This is a genomic window from Paenibacillus sp. UNC217MF (assembly GCF_000686865.1).
GTDB lineage: Bacteria > Bacillota > Bacilli > Paenibacillales > Paenibacillaceae > Paenibacillus_B > Paenibacillus_B suaedae.
Window position 1 is genome coordinate 46175 of sequence record NZ_KK366028.1, and the last position, 17557, is coordinate 63731.

Consider the following 17557-nt stretch of genomic DNA (forward strand, 5'->3'; position numbering starts at 1 on the left):
CTGCTTATCTTAATTGCGATGCAGCTCATCGGTGTCTACTTCGTCAGTTCGATGAAGCATACGCAGACGACCAACTTTACGAAGGAGCTGCAGAACACAGCAGAGCTCATGTCTATTTACGCGGGTCAGACGCTGAAGGGTGATGAGACGCTGGACGATGAGCAGACGCTGGAGGCGCTCAATAAGTTCGTGCGCAGCTTCATCAATATGAATGGTGTGGAAATACAGGTATTGGACGTAACCGGGAAGGTATTGACGACATCTGTGCCTACCCATATGGAATATGTAGGACGCAAAAATACAGAGACAGTAGTGAATCGGGCCCTGCAGGGCATGCGTGACAACCAGGAAGTTATCATTGATGAGGACAATGTGCGCAAGCAGGTGCTGGCGAAGCCCGTCTACTCCAATGGGAAGCTCGTCGGGGCCCTATACATTGTCGCATCAATGAAGGAGCTGTACGCGACAATTGAGGGGATCAATCGGATTTTCCTCTCGGGGATGGCGATTGCACTTGGGTTAACGGCCGTACTGGGTGTCATTCTGGCCCATACCATTACACAACCGATCAAGGAGATAACGAAGCAAGCAACGAAGGTGGCGGAAGGGAACTTCGCAGGACAAGTTCCTGTGATGGGCACCGATGAGATCGGCCAGTTGAGTGAGGCATTCAATTATATGACGAGGCGCTTGCAGGAAGCGCTGAATGCGAATGAGGAAGAGAAGGAGAAGCTGGCATCCATCTTGACAAATATGAGTGACGGCGTTGTCGCGACCGATGAACAAGGTCAGGTTATTCTCGTCAACAGACGAGCGTGCAAGCTGCTAAGCATCAAGCAAGGCGAGGTAGAGGGCAGTCCCATGTCCGAGGTGCTTCGTGTGCCGCAGGAACAGATCGATGAGATGGTGAACGGCAAGCTGAACTGGATGCTGCTTCCTCGAACAGAAGAACATGAGGGTGATGAAGATAGCGAGACAATCCTGCGCATATCCTTCACCCCGGTTCATCGCCGTGGGGAAGGTATGACAGGATCAATTGTCGTGCTGCAGGATGTGACGGAGCAGGAGAAGCTGGAGCAGTCTCGCCGCGAGTTCGTAGCCAACGTGTCGCATGAGCTGCGGACGCCACTGACGACGATTAAGAGTTATGTTGAGGCATTAGGCGACGGCGCGCTGGAAGAGCCGCAGCTTGCAGGGCGCTTCGTTGGCGTTATACAGAACGAGACGGAGCGCATGATTCGTCTCGTTACGGATTTGCTGCATCTGTCGCGCCTTGATTCGAAGCAGGCGAAGCTGCGCAAGCAGGTGACGGATATGACGGAGATGCTGGAGGATGTCATCGACCGATTCTCCTTCCAGTTCCGCAATAAGGGAATTGCTGCATCAGTTGTCATTGATCCGGACATTGGCAAGGGAGGCTTAGTGATGATCGATCGGGATCAGATCGATCAATTGCTGGATAACCTTGTGTCCAATGCGGTGAAGTATACGCCAGACGGCGGCGAGGTGAAGCTGGTTGCGGTTCTGGATTCTTCTCGCAGCATGCTTCATGTATCAGTGCAGGATAATGGGCTGGGCATTCCACAGAAGGATTTGGAACGAATATTTGAACGATTCTATCGGGTAGATAAGGCTCGTTCGCGCAATATGGGCGGTACAGGACTAGGCTTGTCCATTGCCCGGGAAATTGTGAGAACGCATGGTGGGGATATATGGATTGAGTCGGAATGGGGCGAAGGTACACAAATTACCTTCTCGCTTCCGTTGACATCGATGAAGGCGGAAGGGAGTGAGGCAAGCGAATGGTAGAGCGATTTAAGACGATGCTGCTAACATTTCTTGTGCTGTTAAGCTTGCTGCAGAGCTTCTTCCTTGCTTATAGCATGCCGAACTTCGATGTACGCAAAAAGTCGACCAGCGACTACATTACGACCGATCCGCTCGGGCCTGAGGAGAAGGTAGAGAATCTAATCTTCCCGGAACAGCTGGTTCTTCATCTCGGAGGAAATAAGCATACCATTCTATATCCAGGCATGACGTTCTATAACATTATTGTGAAGCGGCTGCAGGGACGCTCGTATGATGGGTTCCAATACCGCTCGCTTTCTGCGGTGGATTGGAATCGAATACGCGAGGAGAATGAGGGAGTGGAACTGCTTTTCCACGCGCCTATCCCATTGAAACTGCTGCAGAAGGTGTTTCCGATTGGTGACGATTCTGCGCTTATGGATGAGAGTATTCGTCGAATATGGCTGTATACGACGAAGGATACGAAGGAAGTCCGCGTCTTCTTCTTCAATGCGAAGGGGGACGCTGTCTATGAGTCGACCCGAGCAGACTTGACCGAGCAGGATGTGAAGCAGCAGGTCGAATTCGGACGGTCTTGGACGCCTTATAAGTTGGTTAACGGGTCATATTATGTTCCAGAACAGCCGATTGAACTGCTTGAGGTTACGCTTCCCTATGATCGAATTACGGCAGAGCAGATGCAGCGCAGCCTGTTCAATGATCCTACCGTTACGAAAAATATAGAGACTGGGAATTCGGAAATTTATACCGACGTTAAGCGCGGCTTGGAAGTGAATAGGGGCCTGCAATGGCTTATCTACTCCGATCCTGTTGTGCAGACGGAAGGGCAGCAGGATATTGCTTCTGATGTCACGGCAGCAGTCCGCTTCATTAACCAGCATGGAGGCTGGAATGGCAGATATCGTGTCACCTTGCCGGACAATGAGAAGAAGGATGTGCTGAACGGAGCAACCAGTGGATTAGGGACAGCCTTTCGATTCCAGCAATATTGGGGCTCTTACCCGATTGTCAATACAAGTCGCTTCCGCTTCGGGTATATGCAGGTAACGATGCAAGAGGGCACGGTTACGAGTTATGAGCGGTCTCTTGTACAACTTCATCAGCGTGCAGAGAAGAAGGAAATGCGCCAACTGGTGGTTGGGGACGCGTTGCTTCAAAAATTGAGTGCTCTCAGTCAGAAGAAGCAAATCGTAGGAGTTGACCCGGTATATATCCCTGAGCTAGGGAAGGAGACGGTTCGGCTGCTGCCTGCATGGCAGGTAAAGTACAAGGATGGGTCGACCGCATTGCTCGATGGATCTGTTAAGAAATGAACGTAAGATCGTATCTCAGAAGGGAGGAGTCAAATGGATTGGGGTCGGGCGAAGAATATATTGATCTATGCTTTTCTGCTGCTCAATATTGTGCTGGGCTATCAGCTCTGGCAAGAGGTACGCGACCAAATGCATTCCGAGCTGGATTGGACCTCCCTGTCTGATGCGGCGAAGAAGATGATGGAAGTAAAAAAGATTCAAGTTACAGCCAAGATTCCTTCAGAGACACCCGCCTTACGTGAAATCACGTACCGATTCGTGAAGCGGGGCGATCAGATGGAACCGCTCAAGCAGCCGCAGGATACGAAGATCGTATTTATGGAGAATGATTTGATCAAGTCCCTGCAAGGGGATATTCCTCATATTGAGATGTACCGATATGACCCGTTGACGGGTAGAAATGGAACATTCGTCTTGTATCAGCGACTGCCAAATGGCCTGCCGATATTCGAAGTGACATTGGAGCTGGCACACAGCCAGCAGAAGATTAAGGGGTTCCGGCAGCAGTATGTAGAGTTGATTGAAGCTAAGGAGAGCAAGGAGCAGAAGATCTTGCCGGCTTCTCAAGCATTGGAGCATGTGATCTTGAGCGCCTTAATGTCAGGGGCCGTCGTCAAGGATGTACAGCTTGGCTACCATGGTCAAATATTCGATGCGGCCAATACACAGGTGGCAGCGCCGTCTTGGCGCATCCTCTTGGAAAATGATGAAGTGTATTATGTGAATGCGATAAGTGGAGCAATTGATACTCCGCAAGAAGGAAAGAAGGAGAACGATAGATGAGTATGCGATTTTCAGTACTGTCGAGTGGATCAACAGGCAATGCAACGGTCATTCAGAATGAAGACGCAACTGTGATGATCGATGTTGGTCTAAGCTGCAAGCGGACAGAGCAGCTCCTGGAGGAACAGGGGCTCTCGGGCAAGCAGATTGACGCCATATTCGTCACGCATGAGCATTCTGATCACATCAAAGGTCTTGGAGCCTTCTCACGCAAGCACAACGTGCCGATCTATGCCAACGAGAACACATGGGAAGCACTAGAGAAGCATGTGGGTGAAATTGCAGACGAAAATCGGATTGTCATGCAAACGGGGGAAGCGCGCGATTTCGGGGATCTACGCATAGAATCATACGGTATCTCTCATGATGCTGCCGAGCCGGTGGGTTATAAGTTCTATGAAGGCGAGACAAAGCTGAGTGTGACAACGGATTTAGGTTATATGAGCGATAAGGTTCGGGATGAGATTATCGATTCGGATGTGCTTGTGCTGGAATCGAACCATGATACGGAGATGCTTCGTATGGGGCGGTATCCATGGAATATTAAGCGACGGATTCTAGGAGATATGGGGCACTTGTCCAATGATGCGGCAGGCGAGGCGCTGTGCGAGATTGCTACGGGTAATACCCGCCGCGTATACTTGGCGCATTTAAGCCGGGATCATAATATGATGGATCTCGCCCGCATGACGGTAAAGGGAGTTATGGAGGACAACGGCCATTTTTACAAAGAGAGTGAACTGCAATTAAAAGATACGTATTATGACAAGCCTACGGCATGGGATACGGTTCATGCGAAGTCTGTGGTTCGTCTGTAAGCCATCTGTCGAGATCATTGGCTTTCCGTGATATATCCTCCTGCGTAATCAGGCCTTTCTCCACGAGAAGCTCCATGAGGGTGGATAAAGCCAAGGTGAGACGGTATTGATCTTCCTTCATATCAGCTAGTTGTCCGACTAGGTCGATGTCCGACCAGATTGTGCTTGAAGTCGTCATAAATCTAGTTCTCCTTTCTATTAGGGGAGGGAGATTGTTTCTCTCAATTCCCTGTTTGTATGATAGAATATGTACAAGCTTGCAAATCTATTACATTTCTTTTACATGACAAGCTCATAGTGTGCATTAATATATAGTGTTGACGATTTTCAGCCATATCATTCCGTGGTGTAATGATGCTGCGAAGGCAGTGGTTCAACCCGTGGATCGATCCCGGTTGGAGGGTTGAGGGGAGTTGTTCGGATGAGCTTGTTTGATGATGATTTTTTCTCGACAAAGGTATCTGGCAAGGTAAAGCGCAGATGGCAGGAGCGAGAGACAGGAACGGGATGGACACTGGGCAAGACAACTCAATCCGGCCGCAGGTGGTCCACCGTCCAAGTGGCTATTGTGAGCTCGGTGATTAGTGCCTTGTCAGCCGTTATTTTATATAGCTGGATTGTGGGAACAGGTTCAGTCACACAGCCTGTGACCATTAATCGCACAGGTACGGTTGATCCCTATGATCGTATTGTGACTGTAGCCGATAAGGTTGGGCCTGCGGTGGTCAGCATCGTCAATGAGCAGAAGCGAGTGGCAGCAGAGACTGATGATGAGAAGGACACAAATCTAGGATCAGGTGTCATTATTAAGCGCGATGACGGCAAGGCGTTCATCCTGACGAATGAACATGTCGTACAGGGGGCGGATAAGCTAGAGGTGGTGCTCTCGAACGGGCAGCGCAAAAATGCAGAACTCATTGGCAAGGATCGGGTAATGGATATTGCCGTTCTTCTTATTGATGATGCAGGTGTATCCACGGTGGCAGAGATTGGCGATTCACGCCGTCTGCGTCTCGGGGAAACCGTCGTCGCAATCGGCAATCCACTTGGCTTAGGCGGTTCACTGACAGCTGGCATCGTTAGTTATACGAATCGACTTATCCCGGTATCCTTGAACCAGGATGGTGTATATGACTGGGAGCAGAGGGTCATTCAGACGGATGCGGCAATTAATGAGGGCAACAGCGGCGGCGCACTCGTGAACTTGCAGGGGCAGGTTATTGGCATCAATACGATGAAGATCGCGACGACTGGCGTTGAGGGCCTTGGATTTGCGATTCCTACGAATGAAGTGATGACGGTAGTAGACGAGATTATGAAGACTGGCAAGGTTATTCGGCCTTACCTAGGTGTATATACGGTCGATCTGACGAATCCTTATGCTCCGATTACCGAGGAGCAGCGCAATGATCTGAAGCTTCCTCAAGACGTGAAGAACGGAGTTATTGTACTGGAGGCTACGGGGCCGGCGAAGAAGGCAGGACTGAAGCTGAATGATGTGATTGTCCGCTTCGACAATGAAACGATCGGTCAGACCCGAGATCTGCGCAAATATTTATATGAGAAGAAGAAGGTCGGCGAGACGATGGAAGTTCACTTCTATCGCGAGGGCAAGCTGATGATGACGACTGTGCAGCTTGAGGATAAGCCGCAGCAGGCCGGATAAACTAAGTGATATCCAAAGATGGGAAAATCAAATGTCTTCACCCCTACAGGGCCTATTTATGTTATGATGGACGTAATAAGACAGCAAGATAAGCGAGAAAGAGGGAACGACATGTACGTAGTCTGTAAAGAGCATGTAGAATTGGCAATTGACAATTTTGTAGATGAGTTCGAAGATGCCCCCGACGTTGTCGATCTGGATGGCGTTGAATTCAGTGATTGGGAACGGCCAATCAAGTGCTGTATGGATTGCGAGCAAGAGGCGAAGTTTCTAGTCGTGTAATCTTGTCGTAGGATGAATGATCCTGTCCGTTTCATGAAGGTTCGGGCACAATCGTTCATACACTTCAATTGCGTGTATAGAACAAGGGCACACCCCCGAGGTGGGGATGCGCCCTTGTTTTTTTGCGTTGTTCCATATGGAATCAAATGAAGCTCGTTATTATTTGATATTCAGCTTATCCTTCACCTTAGTAGGAAGCTCGTCCTTGCTTACTTCTTCGTAGGCGGTTACACGATCCGTATCTTTTACATATACGCGTAAAAACGCATGCTCTTTAAATTTGCGGTTTTCCCCTGTTTTCATAAAGGTGAGCTTCAGCTCATTACCTTTCTCATCGAATGCGGGTAGGGTATATTCCCCATTGTCATTAGGATCGCCAACGGTTTGGACATAATATTGCTGCTTGCCGTTTCGATTGTAGTCACAGCCGACAAGAATGCTTGCAAACAATGTGATGACTGCGAATAAAGCAATTAGTCTCTTCATGATGCAGATACCTCCGAGTTTACGTAGTTCTAGCATTTATCATAACAGCAACAAAGAACAGGACAAATCGATTTACCCAACACAGCCTTACAGTTCTGTCATGTGGCAAGTGAAGGAAAAGCGAGTGAATAGGGGAGCATTGAACAACTTATGAACATGCTGCGCAGGGTTGGTGATAACGTGGATGAATATGTGGATAAGGGGCGTTTGGGTAGCAAAATACAATTATCCACATGTGGATAGTGGAAAACGATAAATAATCGGGATACCGACAGATTCGTCTATCGTAAATCGAATATGCACGGTAAGCTTTATACATAATCAGGTATGATTTTTAACACGATGAGGAAATTCCTTCTTGCAAAAACTAATATCATTAGTTATTATGTAATTAACATTAGTTAGAGAGGGATGGTCATCCATGCGTATGCGTAAGCAAGGTCATATTATTCAACTGTCTTTCCTGCCACGCTTGTTTCCTGTGAATTGTTATTTCGTTGAAGAGGAGAATGAGCTGACACTAGTCGATGCTGCTCTTCCTTATAGTGCTGCTCGTATCTTGAAGGCGGCTAAGCAAATTGGAAAGCCAATTACACGTATCTTGCTTACTCATGCACATGGTGATCATATCGGAGCATTGGATGCCTTGAAGCAGGAGCTTCCTCATGCGAAGGTGATGATTTCAGCGCGTGATGCCAAGCTGCTGCAGGGGAACTGCTCATTAGAAGCTGGTGAGGCAGCAACGCCTATTCGTGGAGATGTGCCGAAGGAAGGGGCAATTCGTACGAAGCCGGATGTTCTACTTCAAGACGGTCAGATGGTGGGATCTCTGCGTGCCGTGCTTGCACCAGGGCACACACCAGGCATGATGGCCTTCTATGATACGAGAGATGGTGCGCTGATTGCTGGCGATGCTTTTCAAATTCGAGGAGGAATCGCAGTATCGGGGATGATTAAGCCGCTGTTCCCATTCCCAGCTATGGCGACTTGGAATAACGAGGCTGCGCTGGCAAGCGCAATCAAGTTAAGGGCGTTACAGCCTACTCTGCTCGCAGTAGGACATGGGGTGATGCTTATGAAGCCGACATCTCAAATGGATTGTGCCATTCAGGAAGCAGAACGGAAGTGGGGAGCGGTATCTATGAGCGGCAAAGCTGTGAAGTAGAATGGACGAAGTGAAGTGGCCAATGAAGCACGATGTTGAGAGAAGAAACATAGATGAAAATAAAGTTTCGATTGGTAGTGGTGTTTTATCGAACTACTTACAAACGGATGCAATTCACCCATAAGAAAACGGTTACAAGCGTTCTGTCAATGAGATAGGGCGCTTTTTTGTGTCTAAAAGGTGTCGTTTCTTGCAAATTCATTTTACTGGAAGTATAATAGCAAGAATGAGTGACCGAAATTCACATTTAGTTCTGTAGTTCTAGAACCTGTTCGTAATCGCCTCTTTGCAGAAAGGAGGAATCCGTATGATCGTAGATCGAAGAACGAGGATTATAGAGGCAGCAACACAGTCATTTTCATTATATGGTTATAAAGGCAGTACAATGGATCAGATAGCGAGACTTGCACATGTGGGCAAGGGGACGATTTATCGTTTTTTCCCAACAAAAGAAGAGCTGTTGGAAGCCATTATGAATAGATTCATTCAAGACATACTGGAAGTTGCACAGTCATCCGTTCATCCAGAGAGAACCTTCACAGAGAACTTGCACCGTACTCTGCACAATGTGTTGGAATTCCGCTCAAAGCATGAGATGATGGTTATTCTCTCATACGAGATGCGGGAGATGGGGACCGAGATTGTGATGTCTGAGATGAGCAAGGTGGAAGACGCGCTTCAGCACTTTGTGAAAGAGCAGGTAGAACTAGCTATTGATTCAGGCGAGCTGCAGAGTTGTGATGCTGAGCTGACTGCATTCCTATTTATTAAGACTTATGCAGCGCTTGTAGTGGAATGGCCGAAGCGTGCGAAGGCTATCCATCAGGATCAAATTCCTCATTTGCTTGAATTTTATTTGCTGAATGGGGCAGCTCAGAAGGGGATTGCTCGAATTGGATAACGCATTACATATTATAAGTAGAACGGTGGTGGCAGTGGGATGAAGAACATCTTACACATTTATAAAACGGATCTTCGCAACATTATTACAAATCCTGCTGCAATTATTGTTATTTTAGCAGTAGTGATCCTGCCCTCCCTATATGCATGGTTCAACATTCTCCCGTCATGGGATCCGTACTCCAATACGAAGGATGTATCGGTTGCGGTTGCGAACTTGGATAAGGGTGCCAAGGTTGAAGGAAAGGATCTTGATGTTGGGGCAAAGGTTATTGAACAGTTAAAGGAAAATGAGAAGTTAGGTTGGAGATTTGTTACGAAGGATGAGGCAATCAATGGGGTCAATCATGGCGATTATTATGCAGCCATTGTTATCCCAGAGGATTTCTCTGAGAAGATCTCATCCGTCATCTCGGATCATCCAGAGAAGGCACAGCTTGATTATTATATTAATGAAAAGATAAATGCGATCTCGCCGAAGGTTGCGGGGGCAGGAGCCTCGACGCTGGTGTCGAACATTAGCAGCAACTTCGTAGAGACAGCGAACAAAGCGATATTCGATATTTTCAATGATGTTGGCCTTAAGCTTGAAACGAATGAGCCGGACATTAAGAAGCTTAGAGATAACATCTTCAAATTGGAGGAGAAGCTGCCGGAGATCGAGAAGCTGATGAAGACAGGCCAAGTTGATATCATCAAGGCGAAGGACTTCATTAGCAAGGCAGAGTCTGCCATTCGTGTCATCAAGCGCTACGAGAACCGACCGGATTCGGTAATTACAGATGCGGAGAATATGCTCGATAAGGGCAGTGATTCCTTCCATAAGGAAGTGCCGGTTGTCAAAGACAATCTGCGGAAGCTTCAGGGTGTCGCAACGGATACATCGAAGGTCGTGGAGAATATCATGAACTCCGACTTCGATCTTGGCAAGGTAGAGACAGAGCTGGCCAAGAAGAGTGTCGAAGTGGAGTCTGGGATGAATTCCTTGCAGCGCCTCATTACGACGGTTGAAGATGTAGATCGGAATCTGAAGAATAATGGTCTATTTGATAATGTCCTCACGTCCTTGAATGACGCGAAGCGGGGCGCGGAGGATCTGAAGACGCGTCTGGATGAAGCACAAAAAACCGTAGAGTCTGCGAAGTCGATTGCAGATGATAAGCTGAGGGATATTCGCAATAAGGCAATCGAAGTCAACTCGATTTTGGATAAAGCGAGAACAACCTTGAATTCACAGGTTGCGCCGACGGTATCGAAGGCATTCGATGATGCAGAACGATTAGGAAAGATGTATCGAGAGCATCTCGGCCAGCTGCAGGAGAAAGTTGATCGCGTCAACAAGCTTATTCAGGGCAGTGAGACGGATGCATCATTAACCGACAAGCTGAATGCAGCTGTCGAGGATATGACGAATCAGTTGAAGCTCACATTAGGCTCCTTAGAGAAGTACAAGGATCAGCTGAACAAGCTGGCTCAAGTGACAGGCATAGACACTGATCTGTTGATTGCTCAATTGAAGGGCATGGAGACGAAGCTCACACTGCTGCAGGATCGCTTGGCTGGCGGCAAGCAGATTGGCGCAGAAGCGGCAGCAAGAGCAAGTGAGCTCGTTGCTCAGCTCGTTAGCGATTATGATAATGGTATTAAACCGCGATTCCAAACGATCCGCGGGGATATGCAAGCATTGAATCGCGATGCTCTGAAGATGATCGATAAGATGCAGAACAGCACTCGCAATGTCATTGAAATGACAGATAAGATCATGAACCGCAATACGGCGGATAAGGTAATCGATCAAATCAATAATGCAAAGAACCACATCAGTAACGGGCAGAACCTGGCGGATAAAATTATCGCCTCAACAGAGAAAATGAAGCAGACTGTGGATGATGGTGCCATTACAGACATCGTCGATAGTATGTATAAGGTAAAAGGGAAACTGGGAGATTTGTCGGATATGCTGAAGCGTGCGAGTGAAGCAGCTGGCAAAGCGAATCAACCGACGAAGGATGCGCTGCAGAAGATATATGATTCCTCGAAGGATACGAGTGCGTCCATTGATAAAGTAATCGGGAAGATCGATTCGGATGTTGTACCTGCCTTCGACAAGGGTGTCAAAGATTCTCGCAAAGGCTTGGATTTCATCAAGAACGTGAAAAAAGAAATGTTCTCAATGATTCCAGAGGTCGAGACCCAACTGGCTGATATGAAGGGCAAGATTCACACGGGGGAAGATGGACTGGATGAATTCAGTGACAAATTCCCAGAAATCAAAAAGAAAGTAAAAGATATTGCATCCAAAATCCGTGAATTCGAAGAAAAAGGTGATCTGGATCAAGTCATTGACTTGCTTCGTAAGGATGCGGCTAAGGAAAGCCAGTTCTTTGCGGAGCCGGTATTGCTTAATCAGCATGAACTGTTCCCTGTACCGAATTACGGTTCAGCGATGTCACCGTTCTTCTCGACATTGGCATTGTGGGTCGGCGGCTTGCTGCTCATTTCCATGCTGATTGTAGACATCGAGAATAAGCATGACTATAAGAGCTACCAAGTGTACTTTGGACGCTGGCTGACCTTCGTGACGATCGGTATATGTCAGAGTATGATCGTGACACTGGGGGACATGTTCCTGCTCAAAACCTATGTCGTGCACAAGTTCTGGTTCTTCGCGTTCGGGATTTTCATCAGTATCATATTCGTCAGCATCGTCTATACGTTGGTATCGGTATTCGGTAATGTAGGTAAGGCGTTGTCCATTGTATTGCTTGTGTTCCAATTGGCGGCCTCTGGTGGTACATTCCCGATTCAAATGACGCCGAAGTTCTTCCAGAAGCTGAATCCGTTCCTGCCGTTCACACATGCGATAGGCATTATGCGTGAGGCAGTCGGGGGAATTCTATGGGATGTTGTGACGAAGCATGTACTTATCCTATTGATCTATATCGGAATTGCTTTTGTACTTGGTATAGGCTTGAAGAAGACAATTAATAAGAACAGCGATAAGTTCTTGAAGAAAGCGAAGGAAAGTAAGCTGCTGTAGGTGTAGATTGTAGATTTGCAGGCGGATAGTCTTGTAGTAGAACAGTAAGAGGTTTTATTAGGGTAAATGGTAAATAGTCGTATTATGCAATCATCATATAGATTATATAAAAATCGCTGCCTGGGTTATCAGGCAGCGATTTTGTTATTGTTACGGATGTTGTCCAGAGCGAGGAGGCTGTTGATCCTGCTTTATATAGTGACTTCCTCTGCCTGAAGACCCTTTGGAATCCGTTTTTCTCGGAACATCGTGAAGTAACAGATGGATGAGGTTACGTACAGGACACCGGTAATGCTGAAGGTTAGCGCATAGCCCCAATAGTAACCGTATGTGGTGACCAGATACGATTGTACGGTTCCCATACTCGCCCAGCCAAGCATGAAGGCGGTCTGTGTTAAGGAGTTGGCAATTCCACGACGTGAATCCGAGATACGGTCAACCATGACTGCTGATTGAATCGGATTCGCCGCATTCATAAGCGCTTGCCGGAACAGGAAGCTCACGATGGCAATGGAGATTGCATTTGTAAATCCAGTAAGCAGCAAGAAGGGGAGGGACAGCATCTGGAACACGACGATTGCAGGCACCTGTCCGATCCGCTTCACCAGTGTTGGTCCAATGAGCATGGAGATAATCGTCATGATCTGCCCAAGTGAGATCAGGAAGCCGACAGCGGTAATAGAAGCGTTAAATCGATTCGTGAAATATAAATTCAAGTAAGGCACAACGAGTCCTGAGCCTAAGCCTACAAGCAGCTGACAGAAGGTGAGGCGGCGGATATCGCGCCATTCTGCAGCCGGTTGAGGCATCGGGGATGTCTCAGCTTGTACAGGAGCTTCTACTGAAGCCGCTGCCTGTGCTGGTTTCCTATCCTCAGCCTCTATTTCTACCCTAAGAACGTCCTGCTTGCGAACCTCCTTAACGGCGAGCAACGGCAGAAAGGCGGCTAATGTAGCCGTTCCCCCTAGCATCAACACCGTCTGCAAGCTAGCAACCTTGCTCCATCCGACGGATTGAAGTATGTCGGCCAATGCGCCGCCCCCCATGCTGCCAAGCACCTGAGCGGCTAAGCCTAGAGCAAAGTGGTAGCTGAAGAGCTGTAGTCGCTGTTCTTTCTGCGCATTTTCCGCAAGGAATGGGACGGCGATGACTTGGAATGCCGAAGCGACAAGTCCTGAGAAGATCGCGAGCATGTTCAAGCTCATTACAGATTCGACATAGGCGCGTCCAATGAATCCTACTCCAGTTAGCAGCGCGCCTAGAATGAGAACCTTCTTCCGGCTCGTGCGATCCCCTAAAAAGCCGATCGGGACAAACATTAAAGCCGTTGCAAGAGATTGCAGGCTGATGAGCGTCCCGTTCATATCATCGTTATACCCGAGTGATTGAATATACAAATTATAAAGCACCATGAACATGCCACCGCCCACTTGGAAGCATAAGTTGGCGACAAAAAACAGCTTAATGTTCCTATCCCATTGCTTCACGTCTGTCCATACTTGTTGATATAAGCGCATGAGCGTTCCCCCGATTGTCCATGTTGGCATCTTCCATTGTATCATGGTTCGATGAACAAGGAAGGGGGTGAAATGTTCGATTTAGGACTCACGGGGAGCTTAATTATACTGCTACCGCTAATATGGTTAAAGGGTTATTGGCGACCATTCTGATTGTACTGATCGTTGGATTGCAGTTGGATATGCACTAGTGGATCAGCTTGCTCTCTTTCGCCTTGCGCACGAACTTGGCACTAGAGCGATTCAGTGGTGTTTTTAACAACAAACCAATGACGAGCGTGATCGCAATATAGACACACATCATGAGCAGGTCGCGCTGCACCACATCCCACAGAATCCCACCAACTGCCTCACGCATCATGCTAATGCCGTAGGTAAAAGGCAAATACGGATGAATCGCTTGGAAAAACGGCGGCGTTACTTGAATCGGGAAGGTACCCCCAGATCCCGCCAACTGGAGGACAAGCAGCACGATGGCCAGCGCCTTGCCCACGTTGCCGAAAACAGATACGAGCGTATATACTATTAGCATAAATACGCCGCTAAGCAGCATGCCGAAGATGACGAACCAGAATGGATTCAACACATATGCCTTCAGCAGGTAACAATCGCCTAAGGTCACAAGTAAAGACTGCAGCAGGGCAATCGTTACAAAGGTGAGATAGCGGCCGAAATATACTTGATAATCCTTATACGCTGCGCCTTCCTCATGTACCTCCACCGTCAGAAGCGACACCAGGAGCAGGGCGCCGACCCATAAAGATAATGTAGTGAAGAATGGTGACATGGCCGAACCATAGTTCGGTATTGGAAACAGTTTATGTTCTTTCAACACGACGGGCTCGGCGAAGAACTCACTCTCTTTCTCGAAGTTATTTCTCAGCAAATCAATAATCTCGTTGATATCACCGCGTGCCTCCAGTTCGCGAATCCGATCTGCAATGTTAGTTAGTTTGGACTGCGCTTCAGGCAGACTTTGCTGTATCTTCTTAATTTCTTCACTGCCGACTGTAATCAGCTTAGCTGCATCGTTCAGGATCGTCTTCACGTCAGGCATATGCTTCACCGCATCCTGAAGGACGGTTTGGGCATTGCCTACGGTACGCTTGGCTGTCTGGATGCCCTGAACGATATTTGGCTTAATCTCATCATCATATCGATTCAGTATGCTGCCGGTGGCATCTGCTGTTTCCTTGGAAATCCGACTCAATTGATTAATCAGGTCTGCCGATACTTGTTCACCGCGCTCCACCGCGCCTGAGATCTGTCGAACAATCGCTAACTGTCGCTCCAGCATGTCACGTATGGATTGCAGACGGTCTATGGTGCTGCCGAAGCGATCGCCTGGGACAAGCCCGTTGAGCCGATTGAACCAGTTGTTCAGACCATTCACAAGGGTGACGGCCGTATCCAACCGTCCTTCTGCACGGTTAAGTGCCTCCTTCACGATAGAAGGATCACTGCCCGCATCCTGCAGAATGGAGGTCAGGTCTTGGATAGCCAGTGCTGTCTGATGGATGGAGTTAAGATCCTGCTTGATAAAGGGAGAAATCGTATCAATCCCTTGCTCGCTGTAATTGAGCAGATCGCCGACACTTCGAGAGAAGCGGGCGCCTTCCTCAGCAACTTGGGACACCAGTGGAAGATTGCGCTGGGCTGAAGCGACAATGTCATTTGCTTTCGCCGTATCGCGCAGTGCCACATCAACCACATGTACAAGTTCTGGGAAACCTTTTTCCAGCTTGAAGACAAGGTTCTTGACCTTCTCAATAGTGGGCAGCTCATTCTTTAGCTCTATGCCTACTTCGTTAAATATTTTGAAAATGGTGCGGTTCGCTTCACGAACGAAGTTGGAGCTGACTTGCTGGATGACGCCCGAGGCTCCCTTGCCCGTAATTTTAGGCGAGATGGCATTGATTTTCTCATTTACATAATAGATGATCTCGGCCTTCTGAGGATTGTCTGTTAGTACGGTACCGATACGCGCAGAGAAATCGGCTGGAATGATGATGGCGGCATACACTTGTCCGCGCTCGGCACGGCGCAGTGCTTCTTTTTCATCCATGAATGTCCAGCCGATAGCCTCGTTTGTCTTTAACGATTCGATGATTTGTTTGCCAATGTTAATAGGCTTATCGAGGAGTGTATCGCCGGTATCGTTATTGGCGACAGCAATGGATATCCCCTTGGTGTTGCTGTACGGATCCCAGGATGCCAGGATATTGAACCATGCATATAGGGATGGCAGGGCGATAAGGCCAGTGATGACAATGGCGGCAGCCCAGTTGCTCGTAATGCGTTTCAAATCAGTTACATACAGGTTGATGATGGATTTCATAGAAGGCTGTTCTCCCGTTCATTTCTAAAATTGACAGCATTGCTATCATTGTGCGTAGTTCGGGCAGGAAACATGCGATAAAGGAGGTGATGCCCCAAAATTAAGGACAGGATGAACTGATGATGCGTTGATGTATCAAGGCCGAAGCGAGCAGATGGATTATGCTTAAACCATTTGGTAAGCGCTTGCAAACGGGAGGTGAAGGATATCATTAAATTTTCGTAAGCCAATTGAGAGGGGGGGAATGAAAGGGGTCGGGTTTGCGCCTAACTATTAAGATTTGGATAAGATTGGGGTGAACATGACCAGATTGCAACTGACTATGCTAACGTTGATTACCAAGTAGAAGTAGCGAAGGAGGGACATTGATATTGATGTTGCGGGTCATGCTGGCGGATCAAGATGTTATTGAGCGCAGGCAAGCCGTGCAGATGGTGGAAGAGGGAGGATATACAGTCGTCGGACAAGCGGGGAGCCAGCCGGAAGCGTGGGAACAGGTTGAGAAATTATGGCCTGAAGTCGTAATCGCTGATACGTCAGGAAACGGGATAGACGGTCTGACTCTTGCTAGAGGGTTATCTGAGAGGGAGCATCCGATTGTGGTGGTGCTCACAGGGCGCTCATCGGATCACCAGCTCTTGCTTCAAGCGATGCGATATGGCGCCATTGCGTTCTTGCCGAAGCCTTGGAAGCGTGATGAGGTTAGTGATGCGCTCAGAAGAGCCAGCAAGCTGGCAGGATATTATCGTGTATATCACACCCAATATGGGCACATCTATCGGTTCTTCCACCGACTCGGAAGCCTCACAGCTGTCGACATGCTGCAGGAGCAGCAACAACTGGTGCAGGGTTTAATGCGAAATGCTCGTACCGCAGATGAGGCCGGATTCCAATGTTTGCGGGAACTGGATGCCCAGTGGCGGCGCTTGTTCCGCAAGCATGAAATCACTTACTCGGATCTGCTGCCAGAGCGGGAAGCGGATATTGGTCCCCATTTTCAGCGTATGGCTGAGCATTGGGCGGCTCGTACGAATATGTTGCGGAGGAACAATGCGGGGCTGCTTATCCAACGGGCAGGCGAATATATTCAAAGCTATTACTATAAGGAACTGACACTATCTGAATTGAGTGAGCGGTACGGGATGAGCATCTCTTATTTCAGTGCTCAGTTCAAGCGCGGATATGGCTATTCCTTCGTTGATTATGTGAATCGGGTTCGTATACAGAAGTCGAAGGAACTTCTATTGAACCCACATCTCAAGGTCTATGAGGTTGCACATGCTGCTGGATATACAACACTGCAGTATTTCAATCGGGTATTTAAGCAGATCGTAAATATGACGCCGCTTGAGTATCGGAAACAGTTCGGTATCTAGCAATTTTTGATATTCCGTAAAGAGTAGAATCGGCGAAGAAATGATAAATGTGTTTCATTACTTT

General features: G+C 48.1%; 14 protein-coding genes. 10 read left to right on the forward strand and 4 right to left on the reverse strand.

Annotated elements, in window-relative coordinates; all coding sequences use genetic code 11:
* Positions 1–18 precede the first annotated feature (18 nt).
* Genes walK through BP95_RS0121870 form a run of 4 tightly spaced genes read left to right on the forward strand, consistent with a single transcriptional unit; the run spans position 19 to position 4723 of the window.
* Positions 19–1809, forward strand: a complete 1791-nt coding sequence (walK, locus tag BP95_RS0121855) for a cell wall metabolism sensor histidine kinase WalK (protein WP_414813129.1) — start codon at positions 19–21, stop codon at positions 1807–1809.
* Positions 1803–3122 (forward strand): YycH family regulatory protein, encoded by a 1320-nt coding sequence (locus BP95_RS0121860; RefSeq protein ID WP_021257525.1) that lies wholly within the window; start codon positions 1803–1805, stop codon positions 3120–3122. Before walK ends, BP95_RS0121860 begins: the two co-directional genes overlap by 7 nt.
* Before the next feature lie 33 nt (positions 3123–3155).
* Positions 3156–3905 (forward strand): two-component system regulatory protein YycI, encoded by a 750-nt coding sequence (gene yycI, locus BP95_RS0121865; protein ID WP_028533239.1) that lies wholly within the window; start codon positions 3156–3158, stop codon positions 3903–3905.
* The gene (locus BP95_RS0121870) at positions 3902–4723 is read left to right on the forward strand and encodes an MBL fold metallo-hydrolase (protein ID WP_021257524.1); all 822 of its coding nucleotides are present in this window, start codon (positions 3902–3904) and stop codon (positions 4721–4723) included. The genes yycI and BP95_RS0121870 overlap by 4 nt, the downstream gene beginning before the upstream one ends.
* Here BP95_RS0121870 and BP95_RS32710 read toward each other — a convergent pair.
* Positions 4677–4901 carry a hypothetical protein gene (locus tag BP95_RS32710; protein ID WP_036592674.1) on the reverse strand — a complete coding sequence of 75 codons (225 nt, stop codon included), beginning with the start codon at positions 4899–4901 and terminating at the stop codon, positions 4677–4679. The genes BP95_RS0121870 and BP95_RS32710 overlap by 47 nt on opposite strands.
* A gap of 243 nt (positions 4902–5144) precedes the next feature.
* Here BP95_RS32710 and BP95_RS0121875 point away from each other — a divergent pair, with 243 nt between their 5' ends.
* Together BP95_RS0121875 and BP95_RS32715 are read left to right on the forward strand one after the other, a co-directional pair.
* On the forward strand, positions 5145–6389 hold the full coding sequence (locus tag BP95_RS0121875) for a S1C family serine protease (RefSeq protein ID WP_021257523.1): 1245 nt from the start codon (positions 5145–5147) through the stop codon (positions 6387–6389).
* A gap of 111 nt (positions 6390–6500) precedes the next feature.
* On the forward strand, positions 6501–6671 hold the full coding sequence (locus BP95_RS32715; RefSeq protein WP_005545397.1) for a CxxH/CxxC protein: 171 nt from the start codon (positions 6501–6503) through the stop codon (positions 6669–6671).
* Positions 6672–6830: 159 nt separating this feature from the next.
* Here BP95_RS32715 and BP95_RS0121885 read toward each other — a convergent pair whose 3' ends face one another.
* Positions 6831–7157, reverse strand: coding sequence for a YxeA family protein (locus tag BP95_RS0121885; protein WP_021257521.1), 327 nt, complete (start codon positions 7155–7157; stop codon positions 6831–6833).
* Between the two features lie 421 nt (positions 7158–7578).
* Here BP95_RS0121885 and BP95_RS0121890 point away from each other — a divergent pair, with 421 nt between their 5' ends.
* From BP95_RS0121890 to BP95_RS0121900, 3 genes are all read left to right on the forward strand, one after another.
* Positions 7579–8322, forward strand: coding sequence for an MBL fold metallo-hydrolase (locus tag BP95_RS0121890; protein WP_028533240.1), 744 nt, complete (start codon positions 7579–7581; stop codon positions 8320–8322).
* Between the two features lie 307 nt (positions 8323–8629).
* A complete protein-coding gene (locus BP95_RS0121895) occupies positions 8630–9223 on the forward strand; it encodes a TetR/AcrR family transcriptional regulator (RefSeq protein WP_021257519.1) in 594 nt (197 codons plus the stop codon).
* Between the two features lie 39 nt (positions 9224–9262).
* The gene (locus BP95_RS0121900; RefSeq protein WP_028533241.1) at positions 9263–12262 is read left to right on the forward strand and encodes a YhgE/Pip domain-containing protein; all 3000 of its coding nucleotides are present in this window, start codon (positions 9263–9265) and stop codon (positions 12260–12262) included.
* A gap of 191 nt (positions 12263–12453) precedes the next feature.
* Here BP95_RS0121900 and BP95_RS0121905 read toward each other — a convergent pair whose 3' ends face one another.
* Together BP95_RS0121905 and BP95_RS0121910 are read right to left on the reverse strand one after the other, a co-directional pair.
* Positions 12454–13779, reverse strand: a complete 1326-nt coding sequence (locus BP95_RS0121905; RefSeq protein ID WP_028533242.1) for an MFS transporter — start codon at positions 13777–13779, stop codon at positions 12454–12456.
* Between the two features lie 187 nt (positions 13780–13966).
* Entirely contained in the window at positions 13967–16117 is a 2151-nt protein-coding gene (locus tag BP95_RS0121910) for a YhgE/Pip domain-containing protein (protein WP_028533243.1), read from the reverse strand.
* A 374-nt stretch (positions 16118–16491) separates the two neighbouring features.
* Between BP95_RS0121910 and BP95_RS32095 the strand changes: the two genes are divergently transcribed.
* Entirely contained in the window at positions 16492–17493 is a 1002-nt protein-coding gene (locus BP95_RS32095; protein ID WP_028533244.1) for a helix-turn-helix domain-containing protein, read from the forward strand.
* The last annotated feature ends 64 nt before the right edge of the window (positions 17494–17557 follow it).

Coding starts and splice junctions, on each gene's coding strand:
- BP95_RS32095 (WP_028533244.1), top strand. CDS start 16,492: ATGTTGCGGGTCATGCTGGCGGATCAAGATGTTATTGAGCGCAGGCAA.
- BP95_RS0121890 (WP_028533240.1), top strand. CDS start 7,579: ATGCGTATGCGTAAGCAAGGTCATATTATTCAACTGTCTTTCCTGCCA.
- BP95_RS0121885 (WP_021257521.1), bottom strand. CDS start 7,157: ATGAAGAGACTAATTGCTTTATTCGCAGTCATCACATTGTTTGCAAGC.
- BP95_RS0121910 (WP_028533243.1), bottom strand. CDS start 16,117: ATGAAATCCATCATCAACCTGTATGTAACTGATTTGAAACGCATTACG.
- yycI (WP_028533239.1), top strand. CDS start 3,156: ATGGATTGGGGTCGGGCGAAGAATATATTGATCTATGCTTTTCTGCTG.
- BP95_RS0121860 (WP_021257525.1), top strand. CDS start 1,803: ATGGTAGAGCGATTTAAGACGATGCTGCTAACATTTCTTGTGCTGTTA.
- BP95_RS0121900 (WP_028533241.1), top strand. CDS start 9,263: ATGAAGAACATCTTACACATTTATAAAACGGATCTTCGCAACATTATT.
- walK (WP_414813129.1), top strand. CDS start 19: ATGCAGCTCATCGGTGTCTACTTCGTCAGTTCGATGAAGCATACGCAG.
- BP95_RS0121905 (WP_028533242.1), bottom strand. CDS start 13,779: ATGCGCTTATATCAACAAGTATGGACAGACGTGAAGCAATGGGATAGG.
- BP95_RS0121875 (WP_021257523.1), top strand. CDS start 5,145: ATGAGCTTGTTTGATGATGATTTTTTCTCGACAAAGGTATCTGGCAAG.
- BP95_RS0121870 (WP_021257524.1), top strand. CDS start 3,902: ATGAGTATGCGATTTTCAGTACTGTCGAGTGGATCAACAGGCAATGCA.
- BP95_RS0121895 (WP_021257519.1), top strand. CDS start 8,630: ATGATCGTAGATCGAAGAACGAGGATTATAGAGGCAGCAACACAGTCA.
- BP95_RS32715 (WP_005545397.1), top strand. CDS start 6,501: ATGTACGTAGTCTGTAAAGAGCATGTAGAATTGGCAATTGACAATTTT.
- BP95_RS32710 (WP_036592674.1), bottom strand. CDS start 4,901: ATGACGACTTCAAGCACAATCTGGTCGGACATCGACCTAGTCGGACAA.